Annotated in this window: 16 protein-coding genes; 9 read left to right on the top strand and 7 right to left on the bottom strand. The window is 67.6% G+C overall.

What is annotated here, in order from left to right; genetic code table 11:
- Nucleotides 1–39: 39 nt before the first annotated feature.
- The 6 genes from AB0H36_RS31250 to AB0H36_RS31225 form a co-directional block, all read right to left on the bottom strand.
- On the bottom strand, nucleotides 40–1020 hold the full coding sequence (locus tag AB0H36_RS31250; RefSeq protein WP_360531570.1) for an aldo/keto reductase: 981 nt from the start codon (nucleotides 1018–1020) through the stop codon (nucleotides 40–42).
- Between the two features lie 73 nt (nucleotides 1021–1093).
- Nucleotides 1094–1582, bottom strand: a complete 489-nt coding sequence (locus AB0H36_RS31245) for a MerR family transcriptional regulator (protein ID WP_360531567.1) — start codon at nucleotides 1580–1582, stop codon at nucleotides 1094–1096.
- Between the two features lie 68 nt (nucleotides 1583–1650).
- Complete coding sequence (locus AB0H36_RS31240) at nucleotides 1651–2043, bottom strand: Fur family transcriptional regulator (protein ID WP_360531564.1); 393 nt, start codon at nucleotides 2041–2043, stop codon at nucleotides 1651–1653.
- Nucleotides 2044–2114: 71 nt separating this feature from the next.
- Nucleotides 2115–3119 carry a metal ABC transporter permease gene (locus AB0H36_RS31235; protein ID WP_360531660.1) on the bottom strand — a complete coding sequence of 335 codons (1005 nt, stop codon included), beginning with the start codon at nucleotides 3117–3119 and terminating at the stop codon, nucleotides 2115–2117.
- Nucleotides 3119–3874: a metal ABC transporter ATP-binding protein gene (locus AB0H36_RS31230; protein WP_360531561.1), complete on the bottom strand. Its 756-nt coding sequence runs from the start codon at nucleotides 3872–3874 to the stop codon at nucleotides 3119–3121. Before AB0H36_RS31230 ends, AB0H36_RS31235 begins: the two co-directional genes overlap by 1 nt.
- A complete protein-coding gene (locus tag AB0H36_RS31225) occupies nucleotides 3871–4848 on the bottom strand; it encodes a metal ABC transporter substrate-binding protein (RefSeq protein WP_360531558.1) in 978 nt (325 codons plus the stop codon). The genes AB0H36_RS31230 and AB0H36_RS31225 overlap by 4 nt, the downstream gene beginning before the upstream one ends.
- 52 nt (nucleotides 4849–4900) lie before the next feature.
- Here AB0H36_RS31225 and AB0H36_RS31220 point away from each other — a divergent pair, with 52 nt between their 5' ends.
- Nucleotides 4901–6196, top strand: coding sequence for a YibE/F family protein (locus AB0H36_RS31220; RefSeq protein ID WP_360531555.1), 1296 nt, complete (start codon nucleotides 4901–4903; stop codon nucleotides 6194–6196).
- Nucleotides 6197–6320: 124 nt separating this feature from the next.
- Nucleotides 6321–7469: a metabolite traffic protein EboE gene (eboE, locus tag AB0H36_RS31215; RefSeq protein ID WP_360531552.1), complete on the top strand. Its 1149-nt coding sequence runs from the start codon at nucleotides 6321–6323 to the stop codon at nucleotides 7467–7469.
- Between the two features lie 88 nt (nucleotides 7470–7557).
- On the opposite strand, the gene AB0H36_RS31210 is transcribed toward eboE, so the two are convergent.
- Entirely contained in the window at nucleotides 7558–7866 is a 309-nt protein-coding gene (locus AB0H36_RS31210) for a DUF6703 family protein (protein ID WP_360531549.1), read from the bottom strand.
- 76 nt (nucleotides 7867–7942) lie between these two features.
- Between AB0H36_RS31210 and AB0H36_RS31205 the strand changes: the two genes are divergently transcribed.
- The 7 genes from AB0H36_RS31205 to AB0H36_RS31175 all read left to right on the top strand — a co-directional run bounded on the left by AB0H36_RS31205 (nucleotide 7943) and on the right by AB0H36_RS31175 (nucleotide 15726).
- A complete protein-coding gene (locus tag AB0H36_RS31205) occupies nucleotides 7943–8446 on the top strand; it encodes a hypothetical protein (protein WP_360531546.1) in 504 nt (167 codons plus the stop codon).
- Nucleotides 8436–9140, top strand: coding sequence for a hypothetical protein (locus AB0H36_RS31200; RefSeq protein WP_360531544.1), 705 nt, complete (start codon nucleotides 8436–8438; stop codon nucleotides 9138–9140). Before AB0H36_RS31205 ends, AB0H36_RS31200 begins: the two co-directional genes overlap by 11 nt.
- Nucleotides 9141–9162: 22 nt before the next feature.
- Nucleotides 9163–9444 (top strand): antibiotic biosynthesis monooxygenase, encoded by a 282-nt coding sequence (locus tag AB0H36_RS31195; RefSeq protein ID WP_360531541.1) that lies wholly within the window; start codon nucleotides 9163–9165, stop codon nucleotides 9442–9444.
- 82 nt (nucleotides 9445–9526) lie between these two features.
- The gene (locus AB0H36_RS31190) at nucleotides 9527–10912 is read left to right on the top strand and encodes a glycine--tRNA ligase (RefSeq protein ID WP_360531538.1); all 1386 of its coding nucleotides are present in this window, start codon (nucleotides 9527–9529) and stop codon (nucleotides 10910–10912) included.
- Between the two features lie 2 nt (nucleotides 10913–10914).
- Nucleotides 10915–11592 carry a hypothetical protein gene (locus AB0H36_RS31185; protein WP_360531535.1) on the top strand — a complete coding sequence of 226 codons (678 nt, stop codon included), beginning with the start codon at nucleotides 10915–10917 and terminating at the stop codon, nucleotides 11590–11592.
- 2 nt (nucleotides 11593–11594) lie between these two features.
- Nucleotides 11595–12716 (top strand): tRNA dihydrouridine synthase DusB, encoded by a 1122-nt coding sequence (gene dusB / locus AB0H36_RS31180; RefSeq protein ID WP_360531532.1) that lies wholly within the window; start codon nucleotides 11595–11597, stop codon nucleotides 12714–12716.
- Between the two features lie 565 nt (nucleotides 12717–13281).
- Nucleotides 13282–15726: a X2-like carbohydrate binding domain-containing protein gene (locus AB0H36_RS31175; protein ID WP_360531529.1), complete on the top strand. Its 2445-nt coding sequence runs from the start codon at nucleotides 13282–13284 to the stop codon at nucleotides 15724–15726.
- Nucleotides 15727–15772: the final 46 nt, after the last annotated feature.

Genomic DNA, 15772 nt, shown 5'->3' with positions numbered 1-15772 from the left:
TCCCGCGGGAAGCGGGAGGCCTTGATGCGAAGCAGTTTATCAGCCGAGCGGTGCGGTGCTCCGGTCGACCCAGGTCATGTCCGGGTACCGCGTGCCCACCGGCGTCAGCTTGGACAGCGACGCCAGATCGTCGCCGGACAACGTGAGCTCCAATGCTCGCGCGTTCTCCTCCAGGTACTTGCGCCGCTTCGTCCCCGGGATCGGCGCCACGTCGTTGCCCTGCGCAAGCACCCAGGCGAGCGCGACCTGGCCGGGCGTTGCGTCGTACCGCGCGGCGACCGTCTTGATCTCCTCCACCAGGGCCGCGTTCGCCTCGAAGTTCTCGTCGGAGAACCGCGGTAGCGTCCGCCGGTAGTCGTCGGCCGCGAGGTCGGCCTTCCGCGGCAGTGTGCCGGTCAGCATGCCGCGGCCGAGCGGCGAGTACGGCACGATCCCGATGCCGAGTTCACGGCAGGTCGGCAGCACCGACTCCTCGATGTCCCGGCTGAACAGCGACCACTCGGTCTGCACCGCGGTGATCGGGTGGACGGCGTGCGCCCGGCGGATCGTCTCCGCCGACGCCTCGGACAGCCCGAGGTACCGGACCTTGCCCGCCTCGACCAGCGACGCCATGACCGCGACTGTCTCCTCGATCGGTACGGCGGGATCGGCGCGGTGCTGGTAGTACAGGTCGACGTGGTCGACACCCAGCCGCCCGAGCGACGCGTCGATCGCGGACCGGACGTACGACGGTGACCCGTCGGCGCCCTGCTGTCCAGGGATCGTCGGATTGCCGACAATCCCGAACTTGGTCGCCAGGAACACCTCGTCCCGGCGCTCCTTGATGGCCCGGCCGACCAGTTCCTCGTTCTTGCCGAAGCCGTAGATGTCGGCCGTGTCCAGGAACGTGATGCCCAGGTCGAGCGCGCGGTGCAGGGTCGCGACCGACTCGGTGTCGTCGGTCGCGCCGTACGCGTAGCTCATTCCCATGCAGCCCAGTCCCAGCCGGCTGACCTCGGCTCCGGTGCTTCCCAGTCTCATCGTCGATCTCCTCGAAGAAGGGATAGCTCCGCCAGGCAGACCGTCAGGCCCGCCAAGGCACGGAGAGATTCGGTCAGGGTTCGGCGTGACCGCCGTACGTGGTGATCTTGTAGTCGGTCACCGCCAGCGCCGCCTGCAGCTCACGCAGCCGCCGCTGAATCGTCGCCCGGTGCTCCTCCATCAGGGCGAGCCGCTGCGGTGCGGTCTCCTCGCCCTGCGCGACCAGCTCCAGGTAGTGGCTGATCGTGCTGATCGGCATGTCCGACAGCCGCAGCCGGGTGATGAACACGATCCGCGCCAGCGCCAGCCGGTCGTAGCTCCGGTAGCGGGCGCCGTCGCGGCCGACGCGGATCAGCCCGATCCGCTCGTAGTACCGCAGCGTGTGGGCGGTGAGTCCGGTGACCTCGGCCGCCTCCGCGATGCTCAGCTGCTCCGGGAGGCCGTCCGGGAGGTCCAGGAGCTTGAGCAGCTCGGGGTCGAGCGGGGACGGCGGCGGCACCTCGTAGCGGTCGACGAAGGCCTGTCGCCGTTCGGGAGTGGTGAGGACACCGGTCGTGTTCATGGCTTCGACCGTACGCCTTCGAGTGCGCTCAAAGGCAAAGGTGACCTAGGCCACAAACTCGGCCACAGTCAGGACTTCTGGCAGTCCTGGCAGGTGCCGAAGATCTCCAGGGTGTGGCTGATGTCGGCGTACCCGTGCTCGGCCGCGACCTTGTCCGCCCAGCGCTCCACGGCCGGGCCCTCGACCTCGACCGTGCGGCCGCAGTTGCGGCAGACCAGGTGGTGATGATGTCCCTTGGAGCAACGCCGGTACGCCGTCTCGCCGTCGGCGGTGCGCAGTACGTCGACCTCGCGCGAGTCGGCGAGCGCCTGCAGGGTCCGGTAGACGGTGGTGAGGCCGACGGCTTCACCGGCGGACCGGAGCTCCTGGTGGATCTCCTGGGCGGTCCGGAAGTCGTCGAGATTGTCGAGCGCGGACGCGACCGCAGCGCGCTGACGGGTCGAGCGTGTTCCGATGGCCACCGTTCCTCCTGTCACTCCGTCACCGTGATTTCCCCGGTAACCCCGCCAATTCTCTCAGAAGTCAACAAGTGCTAATGCTCATCCCAGTGATCGCCATGCGCTGCGTGCAGGTGTCCGTCGTGCACGTAGTCGACGTGATCGCCGTGGTCGACCTTCCTGTGACCGCACTGCGCATCGTGCGTGTGCGGGTGCCCTGCGCTCACCACATGCGGCTCGGGCTCGGGTACGCCGATCTCCGGCTCCTCGTCGACGAGCGGTGCGACCCGCCCCTGCCGCCGCCGGATCAGAGTCCCAACTGTGGCCGCCACCACGAACCCAGCCAGCGCCAGTACGACGATCGTCGCGCCAGGAGCCACGTCCGCGTTGTACGACGTGACGATGCCGGCCAGGCACGCGAGCACACCGATCACACAGGCGGTGACGAACGTACTGCGGAACGACCGGGTGATCTGCTGCGCAGTTGCCACCGGCACCACCATCAGCGCACTGACCAGGAGCAACCCGACTGTCCGCATGGCCACCGTCACCGTGACAGCGGCCATCACAGCGATCAGCAGGTTCAGCAACTGCACGCGAAGTCCGGTGACCCGAGCAAACTCCTCGTCCTGGCACACGGCGAACAGCTGCGGCCCAAGACCGATCGCGATGACCAGTACGGCGACAGCCAGCCCGACGACGACGTACAGGTCACTGGGGGAGACCGTGGTCAGTGAGCCGAACAGATAGGTGTTCAGCGTGGCTGCACCCTGTCCCGCCAGGCCTACGAGCAGCACGCCGCCCGCAATACCGCCGTAGAAGAGAAGTGCGAGTGCGACATCGCCGCTGGCCTTGCCGCGAGCGCGGACGAGCTCGATCGCAGTGGCGCCCGCGATGGAGACGATGATGGCCGTGAGGACCGGTGCACTACCGGTGAGCAGGCCCAGAGCGACACCGGTGATCGCGATGTGGCCGATGCCGTCGCCCATCAGCGACAGCCGGCGCTGGACCAGATAGGTCCCGATCGCAGGAGCGGAGAGCCCGGTCAGCAGCCCGGCAATCAGCGCCCGCTGCATGAACTCGAGCTGGAACAGGGTCATCACGACAGCCACCCGGGTTCGTCGCCACCGTGTGAGTGGTGGACGTGTGCATGCGTCTGCGAGGCGTGGGGCGGTCCGTCGTACACGATCCGGCCGCGGCGCATGACGACGGAGCGGTCGATCAGCGCGTCCATCGGGCCGAGGTCGTGGCTGACCATCACCACTGTCGTGCCGCGGGCGACCCGCTCCCGGATCGCGTCCGCGAAAATCTGCTGGCTGGCCAGGTCGACACCGGCCGTCGGCTCGTCGAGGATCAACAGCTCCGGATCGGACACCAGCGCCCGTGCGATCAGTACCCGCTGCTGCTGCCCACCGGACAGCTCGGCGACCGCGTCCTTGCGCCGGTCGCCCATGTCCACGACCTGCAACGCCTCGTCGATCGCCTGCTTCTGCGCCGCGCGCAGCGGAGTGAACAGCCGCCGCTTCGACAGCAGCCCGGACGACACCACCTCGTACACAGTCGCCGGTACGCCGCCGGCCGCGGTGATGCGCTGCGGGACGTAACCGACCCGTCGCCAGTCGCGGAAGCGCGGAACCGGCGTACCGAAGAGGCGGACGTCACCGCGGGCCGCGGGCAGCAGGCCGACCACGGTCCGGATCAGGGTGGACTTGCCGGAGCCGTTGGTGCCGAGGACGGCGACCACCTCGCCCTGGCGGATCTGGAGATCGACGCCCCGCAACACCAGGCGACCGCCCAGGTCGACCGAGAGATCGGCGACCTGGACGGCCTTGGCAGCGTCTTGTTGAGGTGTCACGCGCAGCTGTTCGCCTTCCGGAGCTCTTGCAGGTTCTCCCGCATCAGCGTCAGGTAGGTCTCCTGGGAGTTGGCGTCCGACAGGCCCTCGATCGGGCTCAGTACGGCGGTCTTGACGCCGACGTCCCGGGCGATCGTCTCGGCCACCTTCGGGCTGACCAGCTCCTCGTAGAAGATCGTGGTCACGTGCTGGGCCTTCACGATGTCCTGGACCTCCTTGATCCGGGCCGGGGTCGGCTCCGCGTCCGGGGTGACCCCGGCGATGCCGACCATCGTCAGACCGTACCGCTTCGCGAGGTAGGCGAAGGCCTCATGACTCGTCACGAAGGTTTTGAGTTTGCAGTTGGCCAGGCCCGTCTTGAAGTCGGAATCGAGCTTTCCGACCTCGTCGAGCAGGGTCTTGGCCCGGGCCTTGTAGCCGTCGGCGTTGGCGCTGTCGGTCGCGACCAGCTTGTCGGTGACCGCCTGGACGACGTCGGCGTAGCGGACCGGGTCCAGCCAGAAGTGCGGGTCCAGGGGCTCGTCGAAGTGCGCGGCCGGCGTGGCGGTGCTGCCGCTCTCCTCCGGGTGCGACTCGCCTTCCTCGTGCTCCTCGAAGTCGGCGCCGGTGTTCTCCAGCTTGGCGGCCGCTGCGACGTCGAAACCGGCGTCCTTCGCGTTCTGCGCGACAGCCTCGTCCACGGCGGGCTGCAGGCCCTTCTCGTAGACGACCAGCTTCGCCTCGGTGATCTCGCCGACCTGCTTGGGAGTGAGCTCGAGGTCGTGCGGCTCGACGCCGGGTGCGGTCAGGGTCGTAACGTTCACTGCGTCGCCCCCCACTGTCCGGGCGATGAACTCGAGCGGGTAGAACGAAGCGACGACATCGAGCTTGCCGCCACCGGAGCCGGCGGGCGAGTCGCCGCCGCATCCGGCCAGGGTGAGGGCGGCGGCCAAGGCGGTGGCGCCGGCGACGACAGCACGAAGACTAGATCTCATGACAATCATTTTCATTTAATTGGAACTGGTTGTCAAAACAGGGAGTTGACCCATGGCCAGCCGCAACGTCGGGCGCAGACGAGCCGACCACAAGGCCAACCGCAGCCGCAGACTCGACATTCCCGCAGGTCACGGGCATGGTCACGGCCACGGGCACGGCGATCACGTGGTCGACACCTCGGTCGTGAACTCGGACGCGGTGGTCGCCCGTCGCGTCCGGATAGTGGTCGCCGCGGTCCTCGTCCCGCTGATCGCCGCCGCCGTGATCGCGATGATCGTGATGTGGCCCGGCGCCGGCGTGAAGGTTGCGTCGTACCAGACCGAGACGGCTCGTGGCGAGGTCGTGTCGATCAAGGCGTGCGCCGCGGAGAAGGACCAGTGCGACGAGGCGACGGTCAAGCTGACCAGCGGTGCGGACAAGGGGCAGATGGTGCCGGTCCAGATACCGAAGGCGGGTCAGGCCGCGCTTTCGATCGAGGTCGGCCAGTCGGTCATGCTCGGCATCCAGTCCGACGCCAAGACGATCGCCGGCCGCTACGTGTACGTCGACCACGACCGGACCAAACCGCTGCTCCTGCTGGCCGCGCTCTTCGCGGTCGCGGTGGTGGCGCTGTCGCGCTGGCGTGGGTTCGCGGCGCTGATCGCGCTGGCGGTCACCGCGGTGATGCTGACCCAGTTCATCCTGCCTGCGATTCTCCGGGGCTCGAACCCGTTGCTGGTCGCGGTGGTCGGGGGAGCGGTCATCATGACGATCGCGGTGTACCTGACCCACGGCATCAATGCGGAGAGTTCGATAGCCCTGTCCGGCACGATCGCGGCGCTGGGGATGACCGTCGGGCTGGGCTGGTTCTTCACCAAGTTCTGTCAGCTCAGCGGGCTGGCCTCCGAAGGGGCGTCGGCAGCTCAGCAGTTGGCGCCGAACATCGATCTGACCGGCCTGCTGGTCGCAGGCATGGTGATCGGTGCGTTGGGTGTGCTCGACGACGTGACGGTCACGCAGGCCGCTGCGGTGTGGGAGTTGTCCGCCGCGAACCCGTCGGCAAGCCGGCGCGAGTTGATCGGCGCCGGGCTCCGGATCGGCCGGACGCACGTCGCCTCGGTGGTCAACACCCTTGTCCTTGCGTACGCCGGTGCCGCGTTGCCGGTGCTGCTCGTCTTCGCCATCCAGGACCTGCCGAGCCGGAGCATCATCTCGACCGAGATGGTGGCGATGGAAGTGGTCCGTGGTCTGGTGGGGAGCCTCGGCATCATTGCCGCCGTACCGCTGACGACCGCCCTGGCCGCGATGGCGGTGGCCGACCGCTCGCGCGACCTGGTGACCACAGAGCCGGAGCACATCGGCGCTTAAAGCCCTTGTCACAAACGGGAACCAGGCCTTCACACTCAGTCGTTGTACTTCTACAGTGCGTATCAGGGTCACGGAACGTCCAACTGCGCTCACATTCCGTGGCTTGACGGGGTGAGGAGGTCGGATGAGGTTCCGGCATCGGGACGGGTCGACCGTCCACCTGGGCTACAGCTCGACCGTGCACCCGGCCGAGGACCTCGACGGGGTGATCGCCGAGCTGGACGGGTGTGCGTCGCTGGTGCGCCAGGAGCTCGACGTACCGCTGCTGGGTGTCGGGCTGTGGTTCGCGAGTCCGCTGGCCGATCGGCTGGCCAACTCGCCGGCCGCGATCAACAAGCTGCGCCGCGCGCTCAAGCGGAACCGGCTGGAAGTGGTGACGCTCAACGGCATCGCGCACTCGGCGTCCAAGGACAAGGTCGTTGGCGCCAAGCTCTACTGCCCGGATTGGACCGAGCCTGAGCGACTCCGGTACACCCTCGACCTGGTCGACGTACTGGCCGTCCTGATGCCGCGGGACGCGTCGTACGGATCGATCTCGACGATCCCGCTGGCGTGGCGGGTGCCGTGGTCGAAGTCGCGGGACGCGGCCGCGCAGAAGGCGTTCGAGCGGCTCGACTGGCACCTGGAGCGCACCGAGCAGCGCACCGGCCGCAAGATCCGGATCGCGGTCGAGCCCGAGCCGGGCTGCGTGCTGGAGATGATCCCGCAGGCAGCCGGCTGGCTGAGCCGCTACGCGAGCCCGTACGGCGGTGCGACGCGAATCGGACTCGGGTTCGACACGTGTCATCTGGCCGTGCAGTTCGAGGAACCGGTCGATGCGTTCGAGACGTTGTGGCGGGCCGGAGTGGATGTGGTGAAGGCACAGTTGGCGTCGGCTCCGCAGCTCGTTGATCCGTCTGACATGGCCGGCCGTCGGCGGTTGGCTGACCTCGGCGACCCGAAGTACCTGCGTCAGGTCCGGGAGTGGTGCGGGCCTGGGGTGGACGATGTGGATCTGGCGTACCAGTTGTCGGGGCACGCGGCCTGGCGGATGCACGCTCATCTGCCGGCGCACTGTTCGCTGCCGGATCCGCTGAGCACGACGAACGCCGTACTGGAGGACTGTTTGACCCGGCTGGTCGGATGTGGGCAGCCGCTCACGCATCACCTCGAGTCCGAGACGTACGCGTGGCCGCGCACGCCCCGAACGCCTGAAACCTTGGCGAAGAAGATCGCCCGGGAGCTGTCGTGGTTGCGCGATCGTCTTGTGGGGCTCGGGCTCGATCAGATCTAGGCCGAGGGCAACAATCGGCCGCTGCCCAGCAGGGGGTGTCCCAGTACGCCGTCAGCCGCTCGTTGGCTCGGCGCGTTGGGCCGACGTGTCAGGCTCCGGCGATGCGGGAGACCGCGAACAGGAGGATGACCAGGATCGAGAAGATCCGCAGGAAGCGGGCCCCGTTGCCGACGACCGGCCAGGACAGGAAGCCGAGCCAGGACAGCAGCAGGGCCAGCAGGATCAGGGCGGGAACCGCGACCGGAACCGGAGCGAAGACTCCGACCAACGCCAGCACCAGGGTGATCGCGGGCAGCGTGAGCTTGGGCATCCCGTGCAGCTTCGCCACGTACGGGTAACTGATCTTGGTGATCCGCTGCCGCAGCGGACTCACCGGCTGACTGCTCGACGAACTCATCCTCCTATTGTTCCAGCCCGCTGGACCTGTGGATAACTCCGGACCCACTCGCCCGGAAACCAATATCTTCAAGGGCATGAACGGTTTGCCCTCCGTAGACGACATCCGCGCCGACCTGCCCGCCGTACTGGCTCGCTTCCGCGCGGGGCGCACGCGCGCCTTCAGCTTCGGCGCCGGCGTCCCCGAGGCCGTCCTCCTGACGTACGACGAGTTCGAAGACCTAGGCGGCGAGTCCAAGTTCACGCTCGCCTCAGAGGTCCTCGAACCGACCCAGCTCGCCCAACGCCTGCCCGCCGTGGTCGAGGCCGCCCGCGCCGGCTCCGGCGCCCCGGTCATCTGGGGCGAGGCAGGCGAACCGGAAGCCGTCGTCCTGTCGACGTCGCAGTACCGCCATCTCCGCGGCGACGACGAACCCCCACCCGGCGTAGCCGACGACCCCACAGCCCGGACCTATGCCACGGAACCCCTACCCGGCAGTCGCCCCCTCGACCTGGACGAGTTGGCGGCTGCGGATCCGTTCACCCGAGAACTCCTGGAGGAGATTCGCGCGGAGGAAAGGCCGCCAACCGATGACCGATGACAGCAAGTACCTGATCATCGGAGTCGACAAGTACCACCAGGATCTCCATATCCTGCGCCAGCAGGCCAAGGCGAACCCTGTCGCTTACCGTGCGCTCTATCGCAATGTGCTGCGTGAGATCGAGCGGCTGAGGACGGGCGCCACCAACGGGCACCACGCGTTGGGTTACGAGCCTGGCAAAGGCGATCTGCGGGACTGCGTCGTCGGTTACGTGCAGTCCGATCCCGAGCGGAAGGCCGACTACCGCCTGGTGTTTCGGGAGATCGGGGCGGCGCGTCCGGGCGACCTGCCGCGGCGCGAGCTGCTCGCCGTCAAACCTCGGCACGGCGCGAACAACATCTACGCCCATGTCTGCGCCCGCCTGAGCCGCCACCCCGCCGACCGCCAACCCGGCCTCAACCGCTTCGGCAACCGCCCCGCCGATTCCGGCCGCAGTCAAGCCACCCGCCAAGCCGAGCTCGACACCAAACGCGCCATCGCCCACGCCTGGACCGGCCAGCAACCCCTCGCCTCCTCCCGCCCCATGACACTCATCAACGCGCCACCGCACTCCTCCACTCACCCATCCGCTCGCCATCCCACCCGCCCCACCTTCCACACCCCACCCGGCCCGCGCCCTCCACGAACCCGCCCCACGCCCACCGGCTGGCCCACCCGCGCCACCGACCGGTTGGAGCGGGGCTGGATCGGGTGACTAGGGTGTGGGGGTGTTCGTGGTGATCAGGTTTCGGGTGGCCGAGGGGGAGCAGGCGGAGTTCGCGGTCCGGTTGGAGGCGGCGGTCGACGTACTGCGGAAGCAGAAAGGGTTCGTGGCGGCTCAGACCGGGCGGAACGTCGACGACCCGGAGTTGATCGCGCTCAACCTGGAGTGGGACTCGATCGGGAACTACCGTCGCGCGCTGTCGCCGTACGAGGTCAAGGTGACCGCGGTGCCGCTCCTCTCGCAGGCCATCGACGAGCCCACCGCGTACGAGGACCTCGCCGAGGTGCTTCCGTAGCACGGATGCGACGAGGGCCCGGGTGGACCGATAGCCTGGACCCTTCCGTACTGCCAACTGTGTTCGTCACTGGAGTCGAAAAGTGCCCGTGGAAACCGTCGATGCCGTCGTCAGCCTCAGCAAGCGGAGAGGCTTCGTCTACCCGTGCGGCGAGATCTACGGCGGTACCAAGTCGGCCTGGGACTACGGACCGCTCGGTGTCGAGCTGAAGAACAACGTCCGGACCCAGTGGTGGCGGGCGATGGTGACCAGCCGTGACGACATCGTCGGCCTGGACTCCTCGGTGATCCTGCCGACCAAGGTCTGGGAGGCGTCCGGCCACCTGTCCGAGTTCGTCGACCCGCTGACCGAGTGCCAGTCCTGTCACAAGCGGTTCCGCGACGACCACCTGCGCGAGGACTACGCCCGGCGGAAGAACAAGGACCCCGAGGACGTCAAGCTCGCCGAGATCGCCTGCCCGAACTGCGGCAACAAGGGCACGTTCACCGAGCCGCGGATGTTCAACGGCCTGCTGAAGACCTACCTCGGCCCGGTCGAGTCCGAGGAAGGGCTGCACTACCTGCGCCCGGAGACCGCGCAGGGCATCTTCGTGAACTTCGCGAACGTGATGGGCACCGCCCGGAAGAAGCCGCCGTTCGGCATCGCCCAGGTCGGCAAGAGCTTCCGCAACGAGATCACCCCGGGCAACTTCATCTTCCGGACCCGCGAGTTCGAGCAGATGGAGATGGAGTTCTTCGTCGCCCCGGGCTCGGACGAGGAGTGGCACGAGTACTGGCTGAAGACCCGCTGGGACTGGTACCTCGACCTCGGCCTGAACCCCGAGAACATGCGGTACTACGAGCACCCGCAGGAGAAGCTCAGCCACTACTCGAAGCGCACCGTCGACATCGAGTACCGGTTCAACTTCGGCGGCAAGGAGTTCGACGAGCTCGAGGGCATCGCGAACCGCACCGACTTCGACCTGTCCACGCACTCCAAGCACTCCGGCGCCGACCTGTCCTACTTCGACCAGGAGAAGGGCGAGCGCTGGACGCCGTACGTGATCGAGCCCGCGGCCGGCCTGACCCGCAACGTGCTCGCGTTCCTGCTCGACGCGTACACCGAGGACGAGGCGCCGAACGCCAAGGGCGGCGTGGACAAGCGCACGGTGCTGCGGTTCGACCCGCGGCTCGCCCCGGTCAAGGCGGCCGTGCTGCCGCTGTCCCGCAACGCCGACCTGTCGCCGAAGGCCAAGGAACTCGCGCAGGAGCTGCGGAAGAACTGGAACGTCGACTTCGACGACGCCGGCGCAATCGGCCGCCGCTACCGCCGCCAGGACGAGATCGGCACGCCGTACTGCATCACCGTCGACTTCGACACCCTCGACGACCAGGCCGTGACGATTCGCGAACGCGACTCGATGAAGCAGGAGCGGGTCGCCCTCACCGAGGTCACCGGCTACCTCGCCCAGCACCTGGTCGGTTGCTGACGATGCGGTTCCTGTCGGGTCACAACGTGCGCTTCGGCGTGGCCGTGTTCGGCCTGTCCGCGGTCGCGGTGTTCGGCGTCACCGCCTGCTCGGACGAGGAACCGGCGGCTGGCAACACTCCGGCGCCGTCCGCGCCGGCAAGCTCGAACGCACCGATCCCGACCCCCTCGACACCGTCGCTGACGCCGCTGCCGACCCCGTCGAAGCCGTGGCCGACGCCGAAGGTCACCGGGGCTCCCGAGAACGACGCCCCGCTGGCCGAGCGGATCGAGTTCGCGATCGCCAAGCAGGCACAGATCGCGGCCGGCAAGGCCGCCGCCACGACGGTGAGGTGCCCGGGTATCACGGACGCCGAGAAGCCCGGCAAGCACGAGCTGACCTGCACGGTCACGTACGCCGGGAAGCCGTACAGCGGCACGCTGGTCGTCGACGCGAAGACGTACTCCGCGTCGTACAAGTTCACCTCCGAGTCGGTCGCGATCGTCAAGCCGAAGGTCGTCGACGCAGTGCTGCGGAGTGCGCCCGGCGCAGCCAAGGTGACCTGCACGATGGATGATGTTGCCGTGGTCAAGCATTCCGGCGAGCCGATCGCGTGCGACGTCACCACGACGGCGAACGCGGTCGAGCCGTACAAGGCCCAGGTCTCCGGCAACGGACAGGTCCTGGTGGCGAAAGCCTGACCATGCTGAAGCTGGGCAACCTCACGATCGACACGCCCGTGGTGCTGGCACCGATGGCCGGCATCACGAACGCGGCGTACCGGCGACTCTGTGCAGAGCAGGGCGCCGGGCTGTACGTGTGCGAGATGATCACATCCCGCGGCATCGTCGAGGGTGACCAGAAGTCGCTGGACATGCTGACCTTCGACGATCGCGAGACAGTCCGGTCGGTGCAGTTGTACGGCGTCGACCCGGTCTACATCGGCCGCGCAGTACAGATCCTGTGCGACCAGTACGGCGTCGCGCACATCGACCTGAACTTCGGCTGCCCGGTCCCGAAGGTGACGCGCAAGGGCGGGGGCGCGGCGCTGCCATGGAAGCGGAACCTGCTCGGTGCGATCCTGCGGTCGGCGGTGCACGCTGCGACGCCGTACGGCGTGCCGGTGACGATGAAGACGCGGATCGGGATCGATCATGCGCACCAGACGTACCTCGACGCCGGGCGGATCGCGGAGGACTCGGGGGCTGCGGCGATCGGGCTGCACGGCCGTACGGCGGCGCAGGCGTACTCGGGTCAGGCGAACTGGGACACGATCGCCGAGCTCGTGCGGCATGTGAGCATCCCGGTGCTTGGCAACGGGGACATCTGGGAGGCCGGTGACGCGCTGCGGATGGTCGCCGAGACCGGCTGCGCAGGTGTGATCGTCGGTCGCGGGTGTCTCGGCCGGCCGTGGTTGTTCCGCGATCTCGCGGTTGCCTTCGCTGGTGGCGAGGCGCTGAACCTGCCGACGCTCGGCGAGGTCGCGCGGGTGATGCGGCGGCATGGTGAGTTGCTGTCCGACCTGATGGGGGAGCAACGCGGGCTACGCGACTTCCGCAAACACGTTCCGTGGTACCTCAAGGGCTTCCCCGCCGGCGGCGAGCTCCGCGCCGCGCTGGGCATGGTCGAGTCCCTGACCCAACTCGACGAACTACTCGCCCAGTTGGACCCCACCGTCCCCTTCCCAGTCGCCGAACTAGGCGCCCCGCGCGGACGCCAAGGCAGCCCCCGCGACCACATCGTCCTACCCCAAGGCTGGCTAGACGACACCGACGGCCTAACCACCGACCTAACCGAAGCCGAACTAGGCATCTCCGGCGGCTAACCAACCACACCACTCCACTCCGCAGCGGCTGTTCTGTTGGCCGCCTCCGGCGGCGAGCGCGGAGTGGTGGCACGGAGCAGCGCGGTCGGCGAGGGGGCCGGAACGCGCTGGTGTTGGCGATGTTGCCGAATTGTCGATTTCGGTTGTCTGGCGGGCGGATCTGCGACAGAAATCGACAACTCGGCGGACTGACTTCCGGTGTACGGCGGCGTGGTGCGCGGCGCTGCGGATGGGGTGGTGGACGAACCCCGGGGGGCGGGTCCGGGCGGGATCTGCTGCGGGTTGGCAGGCGACCTGTGGCGAATCGCCGATAGCTAGCTGCAAGGACGCCGCGCAGGCTCGGCGCCCGACAATCGGCCGCGTCCACGTGGGCGGGTTCACCCGGGGCTGCACACCCTCGAGCGCCTCGAGTCCGGCAGCGTCGTCCACCGGTGCGGCCAGGAGAACAGCCGGGGAGTGGGGATCTCAAGTTGTTCGGGTCAGAATCTTGACAGAGTTAAGTAAAGGTTCCAATATCCTATCGGATCCGGTTTTCGGATCAGATGATCAAGAGAGGTCACCGCTCATGACCAGATCCGTACGGAACAGGGGACTGCGGCGTGTGCTCGTGGGGCTTGCCGTGGCCGGGTTGATTCCGGCCGGCTTGACTGCGACGTCGTCCGCCGTACCTTTGCCGCGCGAGACGACCGCCACGGTGAGCGCCACCGGTGGGCCGGCGGGGGACAAGGCGCTGAAGCCCTACATGGGGTGGAGCAGTTACAGCATGCAGGTGTACTCGGGGAACGGGCAGAGCTGGATCTCCGCGGACCGGCTGAAGGCCCAGTCCGACGCGATGCACGAGAAGCTCCAGCCGTACGGGTACGAGTACATCAACGTCGACGCCGGCTGGAACGGCGACGTCGACGGGTACGGGCGGCCGGTGCCGAGCACCACGCTGTACCCGGACGGCCTGCAGGCCGTCATCGACCACATCCACGGCAACGGCCAGAAGATCGGGCTGTACGGCATCCCGGGCATCAGCAAGTCGCTCATCGACGCGAACCTGCCCGTGTACGGCGCTCCGGAGTGCCGGACCGGGGACCTGCCGGTGCAGCCGCTGACGAAGGCGGACTACTGGGGGATCGGCTTCAAGATCGACTTCTCGAAGCCGTGCGCGCAGAAGTACATCGACTCGATCGCCGACCTCTACGGCGCCTGGGGTGTCGACTTCCTGAAGTTCGACAGCGTGACGCCGGGTTCGGGGATCAGCGACCTGTCGCTGGACGCCCGTGACGACGTGAAGGCGTGGTCGCAGGCGCTTGCCAAGCACGGCATCTGGCTCGAGCTGTCCTGGGCACTCGACATCAACTACGCCGACTACTGGAAGCAGTACGCCAACGGCTGGCGGATCGACTGGGACGTGGAGTGCTACTGCCCGGGCCAGGCGCTGACGACCTGGCAGAACGTCGCGCGGCTGTTCCCGAAGCTGGCCGACTGGTGGCGTCACGGCGGACCGGGCGGCTGGAACGACCTCGACTCGCTGAACGTCGGGAACGGCCAGATGGACGGTCTGACGCGCGACGAACGTCGTACGGCGGCGACGCTGTGGGCCGTGTCGGCCGCGCCGATGTTCGTTGGGAACGACATGACCAACCTCGACTCGTACGGCCTCGAGCTGCTGACGAACCGTGAGGTGATCGCGGTCAACCAGGCCGGGCGTCCGGCGCAACCGCTGTCGACGAAGACGAACCGGCAGGTCTGGTTCTCGCTCAACGAGGACAACTCCTACACCGTTGCCTTGTTCAACCTTGGGCAGACCGACGCGGACATGACGGTGAACTGGGCGGATCTCGGCCTGGACGGCGCCGCGAAGGTGCGCGACCTGTGGGCGCACAAGGACCTCGGGCAGTTCGAGTCCGGCTTCACCGCGCAGGACGTTCCGATTCACGGCGTACGGCTGCTGAAGGTGACGCCGCAGAAGGACTCCGCGATCCGGGTCAACGACGACGACCTGCGGGTGACGTACGACGGTGCCTGGCAGCGCAACGCCAACCACGAGGTGCCGGCGGTGTCCGAGCCGTTGACCGTCGCGGTGACCGACTCGTCGGCGAAGTCGTCCGCGACGACCAGTGACATCGGGACCCGGACGATCGAGGTGAACAACGACAACTCGCAGATTGTCTACACGGGTTCGTGGAGCCGGAGCACCGGTCGCGGGCTCGGCGACTACCAGGACGACGTGCAGTACACGGAGACCAACGGCGACGCGTTCTCGTACAGCTTCGTCGGGACCGGCGTCGACTACGTGACCGAGAAGCACAACTCGCAGGGTGACGTCGAGATCTACATCGACGGTCAGCTCAAGGAGACCGTGAGCACCTACCAGGCGGACGGGCGCGGCGCGCAGCAGGTCGTGTACAGCATCTCGGACCTGCCGAACGGGACGCACACGATCCGCGGCGTGAAGAAGTCCGGCCAGTTCATGCTGCTGGACAAGCTGAACATCCGGCAGCAGAGCCTGCTGAACCCGGACACCGCGACCTTCGACAAGAACGCTCCGGCCGATGTCAGTGTTCAGATCGGCCGCGATCCGGACGAGCTGGTCGGGATCTCGAAGGCGGGTCAGGATCTCGTCAAGGGAACCGACTACACGGTCGACGGGAACGTCGTCACGATCAAGGCGGCGTACCTTGCGACCCAGGCGACCGGCAGTACGGCACTGGACTTCAGGTTCCGTGGTGACTACCGCGACGACGTGCACTTCGCGACGGCGAACGGCGCCGCGGTCGAGTTCACCTTCCAGGGAACCGGGGTCGAGTGGATCACAGCGCTCGGACCGGATCAGGGTGAGGCCGACGTCTACCTGGACGGCAAGCTCGTTCGGCGGGTGAACCTGCACAACGATGCGCGGGTGACGGTGCGGCAGGCCTTCACCACCTCGGTGAAGAACGGGTCGCACACGCTGCGGATCGTCAAGGTGTCGGGCGACGTACTGCGCAACGACAAGATTCGCTACACGACCACCAACTAGAACTGGAACAGCGTGCCCGCTGCCGACACTCTCTCGGCGGCGGGCA

Source organism: Kribbella sp. NPDC050820 (assembly GCF_040653975.1).
Taxonomy (GTDB): domain Bacteria; phylum Actinomycetota; class Actinomycetes; order Propionibacteriales; family Kribbellaceae; genus Kribbella.
The sequence above is the reverse complement of the archived record's forward strand: the minus strand, read 5'-3'. Positions and strand labels throughout refer to the sequence as shown.

Excerpts from the sequence above, each read along its gene's own strand:
- AB0H36_RS31250 (WP_360531570.1), bottom strand. The coding sequence starts at position 1,020 with ATGAGACTGGGAAGCACCGGAGCCGAGGTCAGCCGGCTGGGACTGGGC.
- AB0H36_RS31245 (WP_360531567.1), bottom strand. The coding sequence starts at position 1,582 with ATGAACACGACCGGTGTCCTCACCACTCCCGAACGGCGACAGGCCTTC.
- AB0H36_RS31235 (WP_360531660.1), bottom strand. The coding sequence starts at position 3,119 with ATGACCCTGTTCCAGCTCGAGTTCATGCAGCGGGCGCTGATTGCCGGG.
- AB0H36_RS31225 (WP_360531558.1), bottom strand. The coding sequence starts at position 4,848 with ATGAGATCTAGTCTTCGTGCTGTCGTCGCCGGCGCCACCGCCTTGGCC.
- AB0H36_RS31220 (WP_360531555.1), top strand. The coding sequence starts at position 4,901 with ATGGCCAGCCGCAACGTCGGGCGCAGACGAGCCGACCACAAGGCCAAC.
- eboE (WP_360531552.1), top strand. The coding sequence starts at position 6,321 with ATGAGGTTCCGGCATCGGGACGGGTCGACCGTCCACCTGGGCTACAGC.
- AB0H36_RS31210 (WP_360531549.1), bottom strand. The coding sequence starts at position 7,866 with ATGAGTTCGTCGAGCAGTCAGCCGGTGAGTCCGCTGCGGCAGCGGATC.
- AB0H36_RS31205 (WP_360531546.1), top strand. The coding sequence starts at position 7,943 with ATGAACGGTTTGCCCTCCGTAGACGACATCCGCGCCGACCTGCCCGCC.
- AB0H36_RS31200 (WP_360531544.1), top strand. The coding sequence starts at position 8,436 with ATGACCGATGACAGCAAGTACCTGATCATCGGAGTCGACAAGTACCAC.
- AB0H36_RS31185 (WP_360531535.1), top strand. The coding sequence starts at position 10,915 with ATGCGGTTCCTGTCGGGTCACAACGTGCGCTTCGGCGTGGCCGTGTTC.
- dusB (WP_360531532.1), top strand. The coding sequence starts at position 11,595 with ATGCTGAAGCTGGGCAACCTCACGATCGACACGCCCGTGGTGCTGGCA.
- AB0H36_RS31175 (WP_360531529.1), top strand. The coding sequence starts at position 13,282 with ATGACCAGATCCGTACGGAACAGGGGACTGCGGCGTGTGCTCGTGGGG.